Raw genomic sequence first — 17,109 nt, forward strand, 5'->3', positions numbered from 1 at the left:
CGCCGCTCTTTCTTTTTCCATATCTTTCTGTGGCATTTGTAAGTTATTCATTTTTTTATTGTCACAATCAATTATTGCATATAATTATATCATAATAAGTGTAGATAATGATTTAGGATTGCTATAAATACACCCGACATACTTAAACCAGTCACTAGCAAGCCTATCATTCCCAATCCGTTTAAAGTCGGGTAAATTGCTTGAAGGTTAAAGATTTTACCTATATGAATATTCAACAATAATGGTGAAATAAGTTCACTTGTACGATTATAGCTGATTAGCGCTGTCTGAGAACCCTCGCCCTTGCCGCTCAACCAATTTTAGCTTTGGCAAACAAGGCTCAAATTAGCTCAAGATCGCCTTCTCTGTGCGATCGCGCAGGGAACCATCTCTAGTTGATGATGGTTGTAACAGAATTTGTGGGATTATGATTTCTGTGCAATTAGCCTTCTTGCCTTCATGCCAACGAATGATTCTGACCTACAAATCCAAGCGCGAAGAATTCTAGACGCGATTGCTTTCATTCCTTTTGAGCAATATCAACCCTTGACCAGTAGGTTTGAGAACATTCCTGCACGTCCTGGCATTTATGCAATCAGGCACAGAACTGATGGATTGCTCTACATCGGTAAAACCAAGAGTTTACGAGGTCGCTTCAGTGGTGGGCACAAAGCTTTTTTGTGGGCGTGGCTCGATAAATATAGCGATGAAAACATACGGATTGCAGTACAGACAATTTCTCATTGGGAGAAGCCTGCGTTACTATTGGAGCTAGAAGCCATGATTCTAAGAGCTACTGAACCCCCTTATAACGTCCAAATTCCAACTGAGATGTAAATGCCATGCAAGTCAAACTCCAAGAGCAACTTTCCCTCGCTGATGCCGAAGTTATTTTAGGACGTTTCCCTGAACGAATTCGTGCTGCCCTAATTGCTCGTGCTGCTGAAATTGAATACCCAATCGAAGCAGTCATTGAAATGGCGATCGCTAGTTTCCTTGACACGGAGGCATTAGGTTTTGCAGATTGCAAACCAGGACGCGGACAATAACAGCGTCAACTGGCGATCGCGACGGTCTAACAACCAGGTTGGATCGGACTACCGAAAGATATTGGTGGTGATGAAAAAGTTATTTGTAGCCACTCAACCGGAACGTTACATTTTTATTTTCCCAGATGTGAAACACGATCGCGCTAGCGATGCGGAGCATTATCGCCCGCAACTTCTTGGGAGCGCCCGCCCTTTTCCCATATCCTAGAAAAACACAGGCACAGCCAAGGCTGAAACCACCTCGGATCGCCGAATCTGTGCGATCGCACAGGAAACCATCCCTAAATGTGCAAAACCAGGCTGGTTTAACGGCTCCACCATCCTGTTTGAACGTAAGTTTTCAGCACCTGTTTGAGTGCTTTGCCTGCTTTTCCCAGGCCTCAGATTGTCTCAGAGGGCGATCGTTTTGAGTTTTGCCTCTGTCAGCGAGTAGAGTCCGCTGCAACCAGCCCAAAAGCCGGGTGAAGTTATAGCCTTTCGAGCTCTCATATGAGGTACTATCGGGCATAGGGCATAGGGCATATCTCACTTTTTTGAGAACCGCTATATAAAGATTTTGCGTAAGTCTAGACAAAATTCATTTCGGAGCAAAAATATTTTATGTGGGTAGAGATAACAGCGCTGAATCAAGTCCCAGAATGGGATATTTTAAAGGTAAAAGTTGAGGATACTTCACTGATTTTGAATCGCCAAGGTGCGAATGTCACTTGTTACCGCAATGCTTGCACTCATTTAGAATATCCGATCGACATGGGTAAGGTTGATAACGGCATTATTACCTGTCCGTTTCACAAATATCGGTTCAAGTTAGATACTGGTAAGTGTTTGAATTCACCCGATTCCCTGGAATCTTATCCGGTAAAGATCGAGGGCGATCGCGTTTTTGTCGATATAGATTAGTCATGATTTACCCGGTTTCTGAGTCCCTGGGCGATCGCCAGAAACCGGGTTTCTGCGAGAATTTGGCTATCCTGACCGGAATTTGGTTAAGAAACCCGGTTTCTGAGTCCCTGGGCGATCGCACTTTTCACTCTCAACCTATCACTTTGGCGCGCCGCTGACGGAGAAAAACCGCCAAAAGCCCGATCGCCCCAACGATCAAAAGCAACCATTCTTCCGGTTCAGGAACCCCAGAAACATTCAAAGGATTGCTAGGTTTCGTCAACTCCTCCTTACCAGATTCTACCTTTCTTTCAAATCGATCATTTTTAGCTTCCGCCGCCTTTAGCTGCTCCCTTTGCGCATCATTAACCAACACAATCATCGAAGAATAGGGCGTCACGACTTTAAAGGTTTTAGCCAGTGAGTGCATCGCATCCAACTGAGTCAACTGATTGGAAGTTTTCTCTTTACTAAGTGCGGTGATTAACTGCCGCGCAGCTATCGGTTTAAAACCTTCATTTTCATCATCTGTAATTTTCGGAATCGCTGCCGCCTTCGGAGTTTTGCTGTAACTCCAAACATAGCCATCAACAACACTAATTGTAGACTTACCCGATACTGCTGTCGTCGCCACTCGCTGCATAGCCTCTGTGATATTTGTCGCAACTCCGCCGCCGCTATCTTGAATCAGCTTTAAAGTTCCATCATCATAACCGGGTGGTAAGCCTCCCAAATGCACAGTCCATAGGGGTGAGGGCATGGAAATTGCGTTTTTGCGATCGTCCGATAACTCGTAACTATGGCGATCGCTCACCAAGAATACAGTATCATAACTTTTATCACCGCGTAACTTTGCAAACTGTTGCAGAATATCCTTAAGTTGGAGCGTACCATAAAACGTTAACTTTCCCACATCAAAAGTCCGCAAATCTTCCACCAACTTCGGCGGCATTCCCGCAGCACTCGCCACATACAAATCAACCGTATTTGCTTTTACAGTATTCGCTTTCAACCATTCAAAATTCTCCTTAACCTCCTTCATTTCCCCCGCCATACTGCGGGAAGTATCCAGAATCACTGCAAACTTTTTGCCCTGCGGTAGCGAATAATTTGCATCAACCAGCGGCTTAGCAGAAATCGTATTTTTTCCCGGTAAATTCGCCAGACGCGGTATTGCTTGCTGCTGCGAAACTGCTGGTACAAAAGTCGGCAACCAAGTTTCTTTTGCCTCTGTGCTACTATATTTAATCTCCTTTCCCCCTATAACTCGGCGAGTATTTTGATTCCAAAAAATATTGCGTTTTTCAGCCAAAATTGGCATCGCCCAACCCTGTGGCTGTCGCATCACTTTATAAGTCAGCCACAAATTCATCTCCGTTGGCGCGTTAGTTTGCGTGCGCGAAAACTCTCGTTTACGCGGGATTGGAAAAGCTCGCAAACGGTATTGTTTCGGGCCAACTTGTTCGAGCAAAGCCGGATCTACCCTTTCTCTCACCTGCTGGTTGTAAACTTGTTGTGCAGCACCTCTGGGCGATACCGTAAATACAAAACGCTTTTTCAAATCCCCAGTATCGCCCAGCCAAATTCCTGTAACTGCGGCGCTTTCTGGCAGTGAAAAGTAATAGAATACTTCCTGCAAGTTCGGCGTTTGATTTTTGTAAACTTCGTAGAGTTGAACATCAGCCCAATCGCCATTTTCTGTGAGTGTAACTTCTTGCGATTGCAACCATACTTTTTCCTCATTGACATTCAGCAAACCTGCCTTAGCTTCTTCGCGGTTAGATGTTGACTGCACCGCGTGCTTTACTGCTGCTGCGTCGCCTTTTTGAATTTCGGTATCGAAGAATCCAGCATAGAGTTTTTCGGCTTTTTTAACATCGGAAGTAGAGCCTTGATACAAAAACGGCGACATTAAATAATTGTAGCTGTTCTGCACGTTCCGAGCCGCGCGATCGGGCAAACTGAAAGTATTTTTGTACATCTCATAAATGTGGTTGTTTTCTCCCACAGTGCTGAGGTAGCGGTACGGAGATAAATAAGCGTTAACTAAGCCCGATCGAATCATATCAGATTTGGCTAATAAAGTTTGACGCGCAGTATCATTGGCTGCGGGAGTTGCCAGTATTTTCATTGCTTGAATTTGGGGTTGCTGTAGCAAAGCTGCGAAAATCGCCAGCCAAGCCGCCATAACTCCCAAGCTGCCCATGATTGCTTTATTTTTTCCGTATTGGGAAGCAAAACTGTTTAATATTTTGCGCGCGGATTGGATGTAAAGAAAGCCGTAAAGTGAAGGCATTACCACGAATAAGCTGGAAGTAAGACCAAACAAAATTAAGGATAATGGTAGCCACCAAATTATTTCAAATGAATTGTACTTTAAAGACTCTATCAGTGGTGTCACCCAGCCAAAACTAAAAAATCCAACTATGCTCACAAGTGCGACGGGTAAAGCATAAAACATCAGCAAGGTTGCCGCCCAAGTTCCCACTAACAACATTAAGCTGTGAAATCCTAACTGTATCCACGCACTTCGCTTGTTTCCCAGGAATCCCATCAAACTTGGCTGTTTTTTGTCAGAATTTTGAGATATTGAAATATCTTCAAGCTTTTCTTGTTTACCCAAATATCCGTAGAGCATTTCTACTAAAAATGCTGCGATGCACAAAACGATTGTAGCGATAATTAGCGAGCTAGCTGGATTCAGTTCTCGCAGCATAAATAGCCTAATTAAGCAGAGTAAAAATAACGGCGCTTCTACTCCGTAAAATAAGCGCATTAGCTGTAGCGGTTGCCTTTGAAAACGCCTTGCTCCGACTATGGTAAATACTGTCGGTACTGCGATCAGTGCTGTTAGAGTCAAGGAAAATTCAATGGGAATAATTCGGTCTATTGTTGCTTGGATTAAGGGAATTGCCAGGTACGGCAAAATTCCCAGATAAACAATTGACAAAAATGTCAGGTTCCACACCCAGAAAATAATTTTAAAAATTGCATCAAATACCTGCTTGGCTTTCATTTTTTGCTCCTTTTAAGCTTTGTTTAACAGCATTATGTACGTTAGCAGTAAACTCTTGTACCTCGGTATTATCAGGATTTACGGAACTGTCAAAAAGAATAGAAACTAGCACCCAAGTCTGATTGCGATGGGTGATGTCGCTGCCGATGCGCGACAAGAAGTTATCTGTGGTTTGCTGGGAAGATTGCAGCCAGTATGCAGCAGATAGTTGGTTATTTTTGAGAGACAGCCAGCGCGCTGTTATAGCAGGAGTTAGCTGTTTTTTTTCTATGCGATTGACGGGGATGCCGCTGGCGACAAAGCACAACTCTGGTGCGTGATAGGTTTGCCAAGATGTGCTGGCTACTGTCAACATGGAACCGTTTAAGTTGCCGGAGACAAATCTCTTTTTTTCGGTTTGGGTGTCTGGGTAATTGCCGAAGAATTTTTCTTCGCTGGCATTCAGGGGGATTGCTTCGGATAGGATTTGTGTCGGTAGTTGCAAAGGGGCGATCGCCAATTTGTCACTTTCTACATGATATAATTGAGCAATTACTGCCAAAACAGCTACTGCCACAATTAGTCCGGGTTTTGCCAGAGGCTGATTTTTCAGTATTTCTGAATGTTGTTGCGAGTTAAAATCACTTTCTTGGTTTGCCTGAAATTTGGGAACTTGTTGTAGCATCAACCAACTTACAAAACAAGCGCAGACTAAACCCACAATCCCTAGAGGTACGTGGAGCATTTCTGCATAGGTTGGCTGTTGCCAAGCTTGGGCTACCAGCACTAACACGACAACCCGCAAAGCGTTAGCAGACAACAACATTAACAAGTTGGCAGCGCATACTGCTAGCCATTGAAAACTCAATTTTCGGCTTTCTAACCAGGTAGCCATTAGCAGAAATAGCGTGCCGACTAATAGGGTTTTAATGCCGCTGCAAGGCACGTCAACCTGAGCGATACCGTTTTCCAAAATCAGGATATCGTAAGAAGAAATAGCTCCTACGTGCAGGATTGAGAGCAATTGTTCTACTACATGAGCAGTCATTACTCGCGCGGGTAAACCCAATCCGCTATTAAACTGGTTGCTGAAGGGTAAAATACAAGCCAGTAAGCCGGCTATTGGCAAGTTTTTTTGCCAAAAATTCGGCTCCGCAAACAAGCCGCACAGCCCGTAAGTTCCGAGGATAAATAGCAGTACGGTAAGTTGTGGGATATCTATTATGCACCTTGTGCCGATCGACAAAACACCTGCACCCAACATCAACAGCAGCGGATTGCGCCTCAAAACGATATTTGGGGAAAGGGCGCTCCTCTTCGTTGATGAGCCTCCCGTAGAGGCGGGCTTCGCTAACGGGCGATCGCCCGAACTGAGCGATCGCACTACTAATGCTACAATCAAAAAACCAATTGCTATCTTGTACAGTGCCGGTATCTCAACAAACGAGGATAACAGCCACTTAACAGCCGAGATATTGGCCCAAAACCAAGCAAGAGCCAGCAAAAAAGGAGCCAGCCAAACCAAATTAACCGCCTGAGAGGGACTAACAGAATCTGAAATTCCCGAATCGGGAATATTGGTGCGCTGCATAATACCGCTTGACATTCACATTGATGAAATCTTAGCTCAGCAAAATTGGTAATGCCTAGACCTGTAAATTAAGTTTTGTCAAGCTTCTATTTTCTATACATAAATGTTAGCCTTATAATAATTTTATCGGAGGTAAAAATGAGCGAAAAAAGTACAGGATACAAGATTCTTAGCGACAACCGACAAGCGCGCTATCTGTATGAAATTATAGATACATATCAGGTCGGCATCGAGTTGAAAGGAACCGAAGTCAAATCAATTCGAGAAGGAAAAGCAAATTTGCGGGACGGATATGCCTTGGTCAAAAACGGCGAAATATGGCTGATTAACGTTCATATTTCGCCCTGGAGAAGTGCTAGCAACTATTTTAATCACGAGCCTCGCCGCACCCGCAAATTGCTGATGCACAAGCAAGAAATCCGCAAATTGATCGGCAAAGTCGAAGAAAAAGGCTTGACTTTAGTGCCGTTAAAAATGTATTTGAAAGGTGGCTGGGTAAAACTTGATATCGGTTTGGGGAAAGGGAAAAAATTGTACGATAAGCGCGAAGATTTGAAGAAACGGGAAGACAACCGGGATATGCAGCGCGCAATGAAGCAATTTTAGTCAGTAGTTAGTAGTTAGTAGTCAGTAGTCAGTAGTTAGTAGTTAGTAGTCAATAGTCAGTAGTCAGTAGTCAGTCACCTCTCAACTGTCTACTGTCCCCTATCTGCTGTCCAGACTAAGTATTATTACTTATTTTCGTAAGCATCCTGCCCGCTTCCCGCTTCAATCTTCAATCTTTCTGAAAATATCCGGATTGCTTGTGGAGTCCCACGAAAGATTAACCTATGCTCGAATACATCTACGTAATCACAGCATTACGCCAGCATTCGGTTGTGGAATTGCAAACCAGAAATGAGAAATAGGCTCAAGCTTGAGTCATTTCGTAAAATTATGATGCCATGAGGGTGGTAATTAAATCTAGACAAGAAAATATCCCAACTCTCAAGTTAAAAGATGCTAAAAACGACACCGTTAGCTAAAATTTTTAATGTCATGAAAGAGCCAACAAAAAAGCATCATCAGTCCAAATGGGCGGCATTTCTACTGATGTTAGCAGTAGGCTTTGGTGGCTGGCAATTTGGGTTGCCAGAACTCGCCTCACTGTTTAACAATAAAGGCTTGGAAAACTATAAAGCCAATCGATTGGCTGATACTCAAGAAGCCTATGAGTTAGCGCTCTCCGTAGATCCCAAAAGCCGACCAGCTCTTTACAATTTGGGATGGCTTTGTGAAGAGGTGCAAGATTTAGAATGCGCCAGAGGAAAATATCTGCAAGCTGCAAAACTCGGTATGCCTGCTGCTTACAGCAATTTGGCTCGATTATATATAGTAGACAAAAAAAACTATCCTGCTGCCGTTCACTTGCTGTGGCAAGGTTTAAAGTTAGCTGAGGACGATCGAGTAAAATATTCTTTACTCAAAAATTTGGGATGGGCTCGGCTGAAGCAGGGTAGATATTCAGAAGCATTGCAGCATCTGGATGCAGCAATTAAGCTGGATAGCGAAAGACCAGCAACTTACTGCTTAAAAGCGCAAGTCCTCGAAGGGATGAAAAAGACGAAGGAGGCGCTACCACAGTGGAAGATTTGTCTAAAGTATGCGGATTCCCAAGAATTCGATGAGGATATATGGATAGGAATGGCACGTCAACGATTAAAAGAGGAAAAAACAAATAAATGAAACGCACAGTTTTGCTTTCATCAACCATACTGGCAATTATAACGGTACTGGAGCTAAGTCAAGCCTCAAGAGCACTGCCAACTCCTGCGACTGTTAAGCCCACAGTGAATGAATCAGTCGAAACGCCGTTCAACTCGAATCAGTCAACGTGGCGGCGGTGCAGAGATAGAAATGGTGGAAATTATCCGTGTCCTAGGTTCGTCATGCCTCCTACGAGCGAAGAATAAGAGTTATTTTCAAGGAATTTTTTAGAGTGCGCCATCAGCACTTTACATCCACAGGTATGTAGTATGTAGTAGTAGTTATGTAGGTGCGCCATGCGCACCTTATGCCATTTGAGATTTTAGATTAAAGAATTGAGATTAAAGAATTGGAAATGACTGATGACTATCATCGCTTGCAGCTTGCCTAAAGCTGCATTCTTTTTTTGAACTAGCATCCGCAGGCCTGCGGGGAGAAAACCGTTCTATGAAACCTACTCAAACCTACTCATGGCAGATTTAATGTTCACTTCCTGCTTCCACCAAGGGAGTCGGCTCCTACTTGTCCACAGGCGTAACTTCAGACCGAACTGGTCTTACTCATGCTAGATTGACGAGCTAAATTAATCGCAGCATTCAAGTCGCGATTAATTGCTATACCGCAATTTTGACACTCAAAAACTCGCTTTTTCAGTGGCATTGACTGAATATGACCGCAACTTGAACAAGTCTTTGATGACGGATACCATCGATCGACCAATTCAACCGTCGTACCGTACATAGCCGACTTATATTCCAACTCACGCCGAAATTCATAAAAGCCACAATCTGAAATAGCTGCCGCTAATTTATGGTTGGCTATCATCCCACTCACATTCAAATCTTCGATGCAAATGTGGGCATATTTTCGGCTAATTTCTGTGGTAGTTTTCTGCAAAAAATCTCGACGTTGATTGGCAATCTTAGCATGAATTTTGGCAATTCTACGATAATGCTTGTGGGCATTATTGGATGCTTTCACACCCAATCTGCTATTACCCAATTGCTTGTTTCTATTTCTCCACTGTTCTTTGCTCAGCTTGGTTTTCGCTGTTTTGAGCGGACGGGGAGACTCGTAACAATTGCCATCGGAAAGAGTAGCAAAAGTTGACACACCCAAGTCAATGCCTACCGTTTCCACAACGGGGTGAAACAAAGGTGGCATCTTTTCGGCTTTTATAGCAAAGGAAACATACCATTTATCTGCGGTGCGCGAGATGGTAAATGTCTGCGCCATACAAGGACATGGGATGGATTCCTTGAGTCTAAAAGTCCCCAAGGTGGGAATTTTTATTAACTTTTGCGGTTTGAGTAAAACTGCATGATTCCAGTCAGCGGCATCTACTGTAAAAGAGTCGCCATCTTTTTTTTGTTTGAACTTTGGGAACTTTCCTAATCCTTTAAAGCATCGCGATAGTGCTTCACCGAAATGCCGGAATGTGGTTTTATAAACTCTGGAAGACAGAGTGGTAGTCCACTGATATTCTGGTAATTTCTTAACGTGGTTGGTGAAAACTCGTTCAATCGCTGCTACTTTTTTGCTGCTGCTACCCCTGTGCTCTTTAACACCTTGATATAGAGATAAGGCGAAATTGTAGCAAAATCTCGCATAGCCAGAATGCCGCGCCATCAAAGTACGTTCTTGATTATTAAGTTTTAGTTCTAGTTTGATGGCGTACATAAGCAATTAAAATTTTTGAACAATTGCCTTCCGATTCCCAACGTCTCAAGGTTGAGACGCACTCGAATTGTTTCAATTCGGCTGCTGAGCGAAATGGTTAACTTACTCAGGCAGATATAATAGCGCACTTAATAAGCAGCTTTAGGAAGATTTAGGTAAATTTTTGTGAACAGTTCTTACCCCCGCCACCACTTTCACTCTACTCGCCCTCCGTTAAAGCTGAATCTTGTTGCTGCTGCGAGTTGCTGTAAAAACTAGCAATAATCGCCACCATCAACCACCAAAGCATATTAACTTCTGGCCGGTACCAAACGGTATCGACAAAACCGTGAGCCATCATGCCAGTTAAAGTTGCGATCGCCCCAATCAACCAAAACCCCTGATTCGAGTTAAGATTTGGGGATGCTTCCTGCGAGTTAGAGATGTTAAATTGGGCATCGCGCAATCTTTTTATCTGCAACAAACCTTGATTGACGGTGACAGTCATCAGCCACAGGAAACACATTAAACCGATAAAGCCTGTTTCTACGGCAATTTCGAGCAGCACAGAATAAGCGCTCAAAGCAGTGAATTTTGGCTTCATATAAAGCGGATAAACTTTATTAAAAGCAGTATTTCCCGGCCCAATGCCGATAATTGGCCGATCGCGAATCATGTCAATCACCGCCGTCCAAACATTAATCCTAAAATTGTTGCTGCTGTCACCACGACCGATAAACATACTCGAAACTCGATCGCGCAGAGGCTCCACCAAAGCCACTCCCAAAATTAACGCCCCAGCCAAACCTCCTAACCCTAACGGCAGCGCCCAAGTCCGCCAGAACCTAGGCATCAAAGGGCTGTACCAGTACCAAAGCAGCACCAAAAACACCACAAGCAGAGCCACAAAACCGATCCAAGCACCCCGGCTGTCGGTGTAGCGCAAACACGCACAATTCACCACCAGCATCGTCAGCGCTAAAAGTTTGGTTCCCCATCCTTGCCACACAAAAAGTGCGGCGGCGCTCAAGGCAATGGCTGGAAGCAAATAGGAACCCAGCAAGTTTGGATTGCCCAAAAAGCTGTAAACTCGCGTGACATCAGCTTGAGTAGAAGTTGGATCGTTCCAAGTAGCTAATGGTGGCACTTTATCAATCCACTGCCGCACGCCATAGAAACTGACAACTAGAGCGACATTCAAATATACGGCGATTAACCACGATCGCAGTCGGGGATCTCGCAAGATCCGCGCCATCATGGCAAAAAATAGCAAATACAGCGTTAGCTTCGTCCAACCTGTAAAAGCGGCGGCTTTGACCGGCGACATCGCGGTGGCGACGGTAGCAATGCCCCAGTACAAAAGTACCAGTAAGTGAATGGGTGTGAGGGCGATCGCGCGATCGTCCGAAACAGTCAGCAGCACCCAAAATGCAGCACCAGCAGCCATCAACACCCCCACCAGGGCATTGTTCACAAACGGGCCCATACTAAACGTCAAGGCCAGCAAACCAAAACCCAGGGGTTCAGCCCACTGCATCAGCCAGCTACTCTGCCGCCAACTACGCAAAGAGCCGATCGCCAAATTCAATAAATAACTGCCACTTTGCCACTGAGAGAGCGGCAAATTTGCCAGAGTTAACTGTTGCCAAACTGAATTCATTTCACTTTTATATTTGTACTTAGTAATTGGGAAATTGGGAATTGGGAATTGGTAATTGGTAATCGGTAATTGGGAATGGGTAATTGGGCAATTCTCCCCCTCTCCCTTTCTCCTTCTTCCGTCTTCCTTCTTCCTTCTTCCGTCTTCCTTCTTCCTTCTTCCTTCTTCCTTCTTCCTTCACTTTTTACCATTCCAACAACTCCGTAGCATTGGTGCAGGGGAGCCAGAGCACGTAGCGATATCCAGATTCTGGAGTGCCCTGAATCGAGAGTTGGCCGCCCTGAATTTCCACCAACTGGCAGCAAAGCAGCAGCCCCAAGCGTTCCCTGGCGCCGTAACCAGCTAACACAGGTGCGGTATCCGCAGCATCCTGGGCCACCAAAGCCGCCAACTCAGAAAACGCCAGCGTTAATCGCTGGGAACCCTGTGTCTGTTTCGGGAGTTGCGGTTCGAGTCCGAGGGAACTGGTTTCGGAGTTCGATCGCGCACCGCTATCGGCTCCGACCTTCTGCAAGTAGTCGGAGTAGAGTTTAGCATGGGGCAAACTTTCTCCCAACCAAGGATGAAAAACCCAAACTCCGATGTTGATACCGTCTTCTTTCCGAGAAAGGTGGACTCGAATCACGCTGCCTGCCCCAGCAGATTGAATAATGCTAAAAATTAAGTGGTGCAGCATTTGCTGAACTTTATCCTTATCCGCCAACCAGATGCGCGGCCCGGGCCCCATCGACAAGTTAATTTCTTCTTCTCGTCTACTTGCCGCCGGCGAGAGGGTTGTCACCACTTGCTGACACAAAGTTTCTATATCAATTGCGGTTCGCTTCAAGGTGAAAGCGGAATCATCTAGTTCTGCCAGTCCCAAAATTTCTTCAACTAGCGATCGCAAAGACTGGCTGCTGTCTTGGATCACATCAATATATTCTTTTTGCTTGCTGGTTAATGGGCCATAAATTTCTTGGTTCAACACGCTCGTCATGCCGATGACAGAAGTGAGCGGGGTGAGCAATTCCTGGGCTAAATAATTCAGCAATTTTAGCTTGATTGAGTTAGTATACAAATCTATATGTTTGTTATTCATCGGTTATTTTTGTTGGTTCATTGTCGAGCGTTTATTGTTGGAACGAGTCCGGTTAAACCATTCTAATTAAGTTGATCATGAAAAATTAAATCCTCAAACATATAAATTCTTCTATCAACAAGTTTATTGTCAGTGATTAACCGGCACTGGATATTAGTTGCTGTTAATTATACATCTTCTCCAAGTTTATAACAAGTTGTTTGCTTCATGACCAATCAAAAACGGAGCGGGAACAGAAAGGCAAGATATAGCGGTTGACAGTTGACAGTTGACAGTTACATAGTATGAGAATCAAACCGTTTAGGTTACAGGGTTATAGAATCTATTCATGACATTATTTATGTCCTAACCTATGTGGCGGTTGCTATATCATCCTTATTTTTGCTTCTCTCTTCTTGATTCTCTCTTCCTACTTCTCTCTTCGTATTCCTAATTGCAAATTTGGAGTAATTAAGATTTAATCATTCCTTCTAAAGCTGATTGCAAGTCTTGGGTGAGTTCGGCAACTGCTAAACGGCGGCTGGTTTGATATGCCTCCCAGCGATCGCCCACTGATATCGGTTCGCCCACGGTCATTTGCACCTGCTGCTTGCCCAAAGAAGGGCGGCCAAAAGGATTTCCGCCTTTGATGCGAGCCAGTACATCCCACAGCAGCAAAGTTGTTTCTGCCAACCGTTCTGCTGTCAGCTTTTCTTCGACGTACCTGCCCGTGACGGACACGAAACTTTCTACCAGTCTCATATGCCACATCCGCAGACTTGCTTCTTCGGCGAGGCGATCGGCTAATCCTCTTTCTAAGGAAGAAAGTGCTGCAATATCTTTGATATCTTCTCGATAAATATAGTCCCAGCCTGCTTGTTCCAGACGGCGGCAGCGGTCTATTAAACTGCCTTTGGGCTTTAAGTAAAAATATTCTTCTGCTACTTGCAAAGCCACGTCTAACAGTGCTGTCAGTCGAGCTACCATCACTTCATTGCTCGAATCATTGGTCGTTGTGTCTGGTAGGGATAATGATGTTAAAATCGAGGTTGTTGGTTGTATCTTTTTATGATAAAAACGGCTGTAAAAGTCTGACATTACTGTTAATAAGTGGCTGCCAAGTCGAATCAGTCGCAGATATTGAAATTTGTGATTTTGGTCTTCTGGAGCGGAATTTTCCGCCTCTAAATTGGCAACATTGGTGCGATCTAAGGGTGGCAGTCCGCAATCTATTTCTAATTGAGTTAAAAGTTTTTCTAAGGGTTCCCAAGGCGGATTGACATAGCGGTATTGAATGCCGATCGGCACAATTAACACTTTTTCCTCAGTACGTCCGGCTTTCAGCAAATCTTCAACGCACCAGAAACCCATTTGAGCAATTCCCGGTTCCAGGGGGCTAACTATTTCATTATGACCGTTGGTAGCGCCTTCTGGGGCGGCGGCGATCGGGAATTGGCTGTTAGCAAATAAATCGCGGGCCGATCGCAATCCAGCGCGATCGATCTTACCGCGCACAATCGGAGTACCACCGAGGCGAGAATACAGCCAGCCGACGCCAGAACCGGCCCACAGGGGAATTCCGCGATCGTAGATAAAGTGGGAATGTACGGGGAATTGCAGGGGAATGCCTTTGGCGCGCGCCGCCTGGGGAACGAGTTTCCAAACCAGTTGTCCCAAACAGTAGGGATCGTCGCAGTTGGGGTGGCGGAAGGCTAGCAAGAAACGAACTTTCTGATTTTGAAATTGGTGGAATAATTCGGCGAGGGTTTCGACGTTTTCGGCTTGAATGTGGCTGATATTCGTCTTAAATCGCAGCCACCAAGGGAGTATTTGCTGACAACCCTTGACTACTAGGGGGTTGTAGGCTGGGGGTATGAATTCCAGCGGCGGCTGAACTTGGTTAATTGAATTGGGCATTTTGTGATTTTAGATTTTAGATTTTAGTTAAGACGTACGGTTGAAACCGCCTCTACAGAAACAAAACCCGGATGCGCGGGTTGAAGAGTGAGCAGTTTTAACCGAATAGCGTTTAGAGAAGAACAATTAGACTTCCTTTCACAGGTGTGTATCTCCCATAAATTCGTGAGATAAAATTCGTCTGAGATTGCTAACCTAAGCGTATTGGTTTCTAGCTAACTAACCGTAGGGTGCGTCAGGCAGAAAATTCTGAGTCTGCCATCCTTATATTCTCACCTGACGCACCCTACAATAGCTAACTAACCGTAGGGTGCGTCAGGAGGAAAATTCTGAGTCTTTGATCGTTACCTTCTCACCTGACGCACCCTACAATAACTAAAATCTCAAATCCAAAATCCAAAATCTCAAATCCTATTGTGCCGCTTCCAGAATCACTTCTTGGAAGTTAATCACATCCGATCGCGGATCGCAATGTGTGACTTTGACTTCTAGCCGATCGCCAATTTCGACCGATCGACCAAATCGCATCGCCAACTCCAAACCCAACTCTTCCAACAAAATCAAAGCGAGATTACTATCTTCCCTCAGCCAACGTAGCATCAAAGCTTCCCAAACTTCATCAGGATTGCGCCGCAAATATTCCAATCCCCAATAGCGGTTAGTTTGGCGTTCCACGGTAGAGGCTTCTCTAACTGCGGTACCGAGACACATCACAATATCCTGTATTTCTTGGGCCGAAAAAGGCAGGGGCTCATCCCGCAGATGGGCTTTAATTTGGAAGTGAGTCAACAAGTCGGTATAACGGCGGATGGGAGATGTAACTTGAGTGTAGGATTCCAAACCCAAGCCTGCGTGCCGTCCTGGGGTCAGACCCATTTCGCTGCGGGGCATACAGCGGCGCACGGCGCAAGCACGGGCTGGGCCTGCGGGTACGGCTAGCAGTTCTTCCTCTGGGGGGAGTTCTGGCTGCGCCTGATAGCGGTAGGGAATTGGTAGGCTGTGTGTTTGACCGTAGCGGGCGGCTAATTCGCCAGCTAAAATCATCATTTCGGCTACTAGCAGTCTGGCTGTGGAGTCGTCGATGACGTGGATTTTGATCTCGTCGCCGTTGACTTTGATCACCGATTCGGGCATGAAAATGCTGATTGCGCCTTGGGCTTCCCGCCATTTTTGGCGCAGTTTCGCCAAAGTGGCGATCGCGCTTATTTCCGGTTCTGCTTCGATTCCCAACTCCAGCATTTCGTCTACATCATCGTAGGTTAAGCGGTAGGTAGGTTTGATCTTGCTGATGTGGATGCTGTAATCATCTTGGGCGGCGCCTGTTTCGTCTAAGGTGACGCTAAAGCTGAGGGCGCTACACTCTTTACCTTGAATTAAACTCATCGGCCCGGTTGCCAAAGCTGGAGGAAACATCGGGATCATGCCCGTGGGCAGATAAACCGTAGTGGTGCGCTTTCTGGCTTCGAGGTCGAGTTCGTCTCCGGGGGTAAGCAAGCGGGTGGGATCTGCGATGTGTATCCACAGGCGCTGCTGGCCGTTTTCGAGGAATTCTAAGCTGAGCCCGTCGTCGATTTCGGTGGTGCTTTCGTCGTCGATCGTGTAAACCTTGAGGTGAGTTAAATCGAGACGATCTGCATCGGAGTCGGTTGAGGGTTCTTTTAGGCAGCTTTGCGCCACTTCTAATACCTTTGCCGATAGTTGTAGAGGAATTTGGCTGCGCCGCAAAAACAGGTTTTCGTGGGGACTCCACAGGCCGAGATCGACTAAAAGCCCAAATGCTGCTTCGGGGTTTTCGGGACGTTGTAAGCTGGCTAAAGTTTCTAATGCCGGCGTGCGATGGGTTGCTTCTTCTCCGAGGGTGGCAAACCGTTCTAGGGCATCGAGGCGAGTTCGATCGCTAGGAAGCCAATCTACATTATTTTCCCCAGCCAGTCGCTGTTTGACTCGATCCCAAAATCCTTGGGATTCTTGGTGTCGCTGCTGTTCTACTTCTTGCTGGTGTTTGATTTCGGCTACTTGGGCGGCCGATCGCGGTTCGTAGCGATCGCCCTTTTGTTTGAAATACAGTTTATCAGTTGACAGCAAACAATAAGCTGCATAACATTGCGCCGGAGTGCGATCGGAAAATAGTAAGATTGCCAGGGATTCGGGGTCTGTATTTTCTCCGTCATCCACTAGCAGTTCCCAAGCCACTTCTAGACTCGATGGATCTGAGTAACCTTCTACTTCTTTAATAAATTTGGAAATGTCGGAGGGTTTGTAAGTTTCTCCGACTGTTTCGTAGCTGATTTGTTTGGGCGGTATGCTGTGCGGTTGACCGTTTTCGTCTACGACAACCCAGTTTTTCTTGCCGTCGGGGCGATCGGCAACTGCCAGACGACGGTCGCCGTGCACTCTAAATTCTACTAACGTTCCCTTCTCCACTTGGCAGCTTTATTATTTTATATTTGATATTTTTACTATTACCATTTATCTGGTTACGATCTGGGATTTTAGATTTTGGATGTTGACAACTTTTACATCAATTGTTAAAAATAACATCTAAAAAGTTAT

Annotated in this window: 16 protein-coding genes; 8 read left to right on the plus strand and 8 right to left on the minus strand. The window is 45.3% G+C overall.

Annotation, left to right across the window (positions count from 1 at the left end):
- Nucleotides 1-417 precede the first annotated feature (417 nt).
- The 5 genes from K4039_RS22930 to K4039_RS22950 all read left to right on the plus strand — a co-directional run bounded on the left by K4039_RS22930 (nucleotide 418) and on the right by K4039_RS22950 (nucleotide 2,110).
- Nucleotides 418-837, plus strand: coding sequence for a GIY-YIG nuclease family protein (locus K4039_RS22930; RefSeq protein ID WP_265238828.1), 420 nt, complete (start codon nucleotides 418-420; stop codon nucleotides 835-837).
- Nucleotides 838-842: 5 nt separating this feature from the next.
- On the plus strand, nucleotides 843-1,049 hold the full coding sequence (locus tag K4039_RS22935) for a hypothetical protein (RefSeq protein WP_106148803.1): 207 nt from the start codon (nucleotides 843-845) through the stop codon (nucleotides 1,047-1,049).
- The gene (locus K4039_RS22940) at nucleotides 1,018-1,257 is read left to right on the plus strand and encodes a hypothetical protein (RefSeq protein WP_265238829.1); all 240 of its coding nucleotides are present in this window, start codon (nucleotides 1,018-1,020) and stop codon (nucleotides 1,255-1,257) included. The genes K4039_RS22935 and K4039_RS22940 overlap by 32 nt, the downstream gene beginning before the upstream one ends.
- 392 nt (nucleotides 1,258-1,649) lie before the next feature.
- Complete coding sequence (locus K4039_RS22945) at nucleotides 1,650-1,949, plus strand: Rieske (2Fe-2S) protein (RefSeq protein ID WP_265238830.1); 300 nt, start codon at nucleotides 1,650-1,652, stop codon at nucleotides 1,947-1,949.
- Between the two features lie 2 nt (nucleotides 1,950-1,951).
- Nucleotides 1,952-2,110 (plus strand): hypothetical protein, encoded by a 159-nt coding sequence (locus tag K4039_RS22950; RefSeq protein ID WP_265238831.1) that lies wholly within the window; start codon nucleotides 1,952-1,954, stop codon nucleotides 2,108-2,110.
- On the opposite strand, the gene K4039_RS22955 is transcribed toward K4039_RS22950, so the two are convergent.
- Both K4039_RS22955 and xrtO read right to left on the minus strand, forming a co-directional pair.
- Nucleotides 2,083-4,947, minus strand: coding sequence for a TIGR02921 family PEP-CTERM protein (locus K4039_RS22955; RefSeq protein WP_265238832.1), 2,865 nt, complete (start codon nucleotides 4,945-4,947; stop codon nucleotides 2,083-2,085). The two genes, K4039_RS22950 and K4039_RS22955, sit on opposite strands and share 28 nt — an antisense overlap.
- Nucleotides 4,925-6,532 (minus strand): exosortase O, encoded by a 1,608-nt coding sequence (xrtO, locus tag K4039_RS22960; protein ID WP_265238833.1) that lies wholly within the window; start codon nucleotides 6,530-6,532, stop codon nucleotides 4,925-4,927. Before xrtO ends, K4039_RS22955 begins: the two co-directional genes overlap by 23 nt.
- Nucleotides 6,533-6,655: 123 nt before the next feature.
- On the opposite strand from xrtO, the gene smpB reads away from it, so the two are divergent.
- From smpB to K4039_RS22975, 3 genes are all read left to right on the plus strand, one after another.
- Nucleotides 6,656-7,123, plus strand: a complete 468-nt coding sequence (smpB, locus tag K4039_RS22965) for an SsrA-binding protein SmpB (protein ID WP_265238834.1) — start codon at nucleotides 6,656-6,658, stop codon at nucleotides 7,121-7,123.
- Between the two features lie 432 nt (nucleotides 7,124-7,555).
- Nucleotides 7,556-8,242, plus strand: a complete 687-nt coding sequence (locus tag K4039_RS22970; protein ID WP_265238835.1) for a tetratricopeptide repeat protein — start codon at nucleotides 7,556-7,558, stop codon at nucleotides 8,240-8,242.
- Nucleotides 8,239-8,469, plus strand: coding sequence for an Osc7112_2153 family protein (locus K4039_RS22975; RefSeq protein ID WP_265238836.1), 231 nt, complete (start codon nucleotides 8,239-8,241; stop codon nucleotides 8,467-8,469). Before K4039_RS22970 ends, K4039_RS22975 begins: the two co-directional genes overlap by 4 nt.
- A 334-nt stretch (nucleotides 8,470-8,803) precedes the next feature.
- Here K4039_RS22975 and K4039_RS22980 read toward each other — a convergent pair whose 3' ends face one another.
- From K4039_RS22980 to K4039_RS23005, 6 genes are all read right to left on the minus strand, one after another.
- Nucleotides 8,804-9,943 carry a transposase gene (locus K4039_RS22980; protein ID WP_265238837.1) on the minus strand — a complete coding sequence of 380 codons (1,140 nt, stop codon included), beginning with the start codon at nucleotides 9,941-9,943 and terminating at the stop codon, nucleotides 8,804-8,806.
- 199 nt (nucleotides 9,944-10,142) lie between these two features.
- Complete coding sequence (locus K4039_RS22985; RefSeq protein ID WP_265238838.1) at nucleotides 10,143-11,582, minus strand: IctB family putative bicarbonate transporter; 1,440 nt, start codon at nucleotides 11,580-11,582, stop codon at nucleotides 10,143-10,145.
- On the minus strand, nucleotides 11,579-11,773 hold the full coding sequence (locus tag K4039_RS22990; RefSeq protein WP_265238839.1) for a hypothetical protein: 195 nt from the start codon (nucleotides 11,771-11,773) through the stop codon (nucleotides 11,579-11,581). The genes K4039_RS22985 and K4039_RS22990 overlap by 4 nt, the downstream gene beginning before the upstream one ends.
- Nucleotides 11,767-12,660 carry a HAMP domain-containing sensor histidine kinase gene (locus K4039_RS22995; RefSeq protein WP_265238840.1) on the minus strand — a complete coding sequence of 298 codons (894 nt, stop codon included), beginning with the start codon at nucleotides 12,658-12,660 and terminating at the stop codon, nucleotides 11,767-11,769. The genes K4039_RS22990 and K4039_RS22995 overlap by 7 nt, the downstream gene beginning before the upstream one ends.
- Before the next feature lie 450 nt (nucleotides 12,661-13,110).
- Nucleotides 13,111-14,556, minus strand: coding sequence for a 1-acyl-sn-glycerol-3-phosphate acyltransferase (locus K4039_RS23000; protein WP_265238841.1), 1,446 nt, complete (start codon nucleotides 14,554-14,556; stop codon nucleotides 13,111-13,113).
- Between the two features lie 411 nt (nucleotides 14,557-14,967).
- Entirely contained in the window at nucleotides 14,968-16,980 is a 2,013-nt protein-coding gene (locus tag K4039_RS23005; protein WP_265238842.1) for a ribonuclease catalytic domain-containing protein, read from the minus strand.
- Nucleotides 16,981-17,109: the final 129 nt, after the last annotated feature.

The organism is Lyngbya sp. CCAP 1446/10, from assembly GCF_026130175.1.
Taxonomy (GTDB): Bacteria; Cyanobacteriota; Cyanobacteriia; order Cyanobacteriales; family Microcoleaceae; genus Microcoleus.

Coding starts and splice junctions, on each gene's coding strand:
- K4039_RS22935 (WP_106148803.1), top strand. CDS start 843: ATGCAAGTCAAACTCCAAGAGCAACTTTCCCTCGCTGATGCCGAAGTT.
- K4039_RS22945 (WP_265238830.1), top strand. CDS start 1,650: ATGTGGGTAGAGATAACAGCGCTGAATCAAGTCCCAGAATGGGATATT.
- K4039_RS22950 (WP_265238831.1), top strand. CDS start 1,952: ATGATTTACCCGGTTTCTGAGTCCCTGGGCGATCGCCAGAAACCGGGT.
- K4039_RS22955 (WP_265238832.1), bottom strand. CDS start 4,947: ATGAAAGCCAAGCAGGTATTTGATGCAATTTTTAAAATTATTTTCTGG.
- xrtO (WP_265238833.1), bottom strand. CDS start 6,532: ATGTCAAGCGGTATTATGCAGCGCACCAATATTCCCGATTCGGGAATT.
- smpB (WP_265238834.1), top strand. CDS start 6,656: ATGAGCGAAAAAAGTACAGGATACAAGATTCTTAGCGACAACCGACAA.
- K4039_RS22970 (WP_265238835.1), top strand. CDS start 7,556: ATGAAAGAGCCAACAAAAAAGCATCATCAGTCCAAATGGGCGGCATTT.
- K4039_RS22975 (WP_265238836.1), top strand. CDS start 8,239: ATGAAACGCACAGTTTTGCTTTCATCAACCATACTGGCAATTATAACG.
- K4039_RS22980 (WP_265238837.1), bottom strand. CDS start 9,943: ATGTACGCCATCAAACTAGAACTAAAACTTAATAATCAAGAACGTACT.
- K4039_RS22985 (WP_265238838.1), bottom strand. CDS start 11,582: ATGAATTCAGTTTGGCAACAGTTAACTCTGGCAAATTTGCCGCTCTCT.
- K4039_RS22990 (WP_265238839.1), bottom strand. CDS start 11,773: ATGGTAAAAAGTGAAGGAAGAAGGAAGAAGGAAGAAGGAAGAAGGAAG.
- K4039_RS22995 (WP_265238840.1), bottom strand. CDS start 12,660: ATGAATAACAAACATATAGATTTGTATACTAACTCAATCAAGCTAAAA.
- K4039_RS23000 (WP_265238841.1), bottom strand. CDS start 14,556: ATGCCCAATTCAATTAACCAAGTTCAGCCGCCGCTGGAATTCATACCC.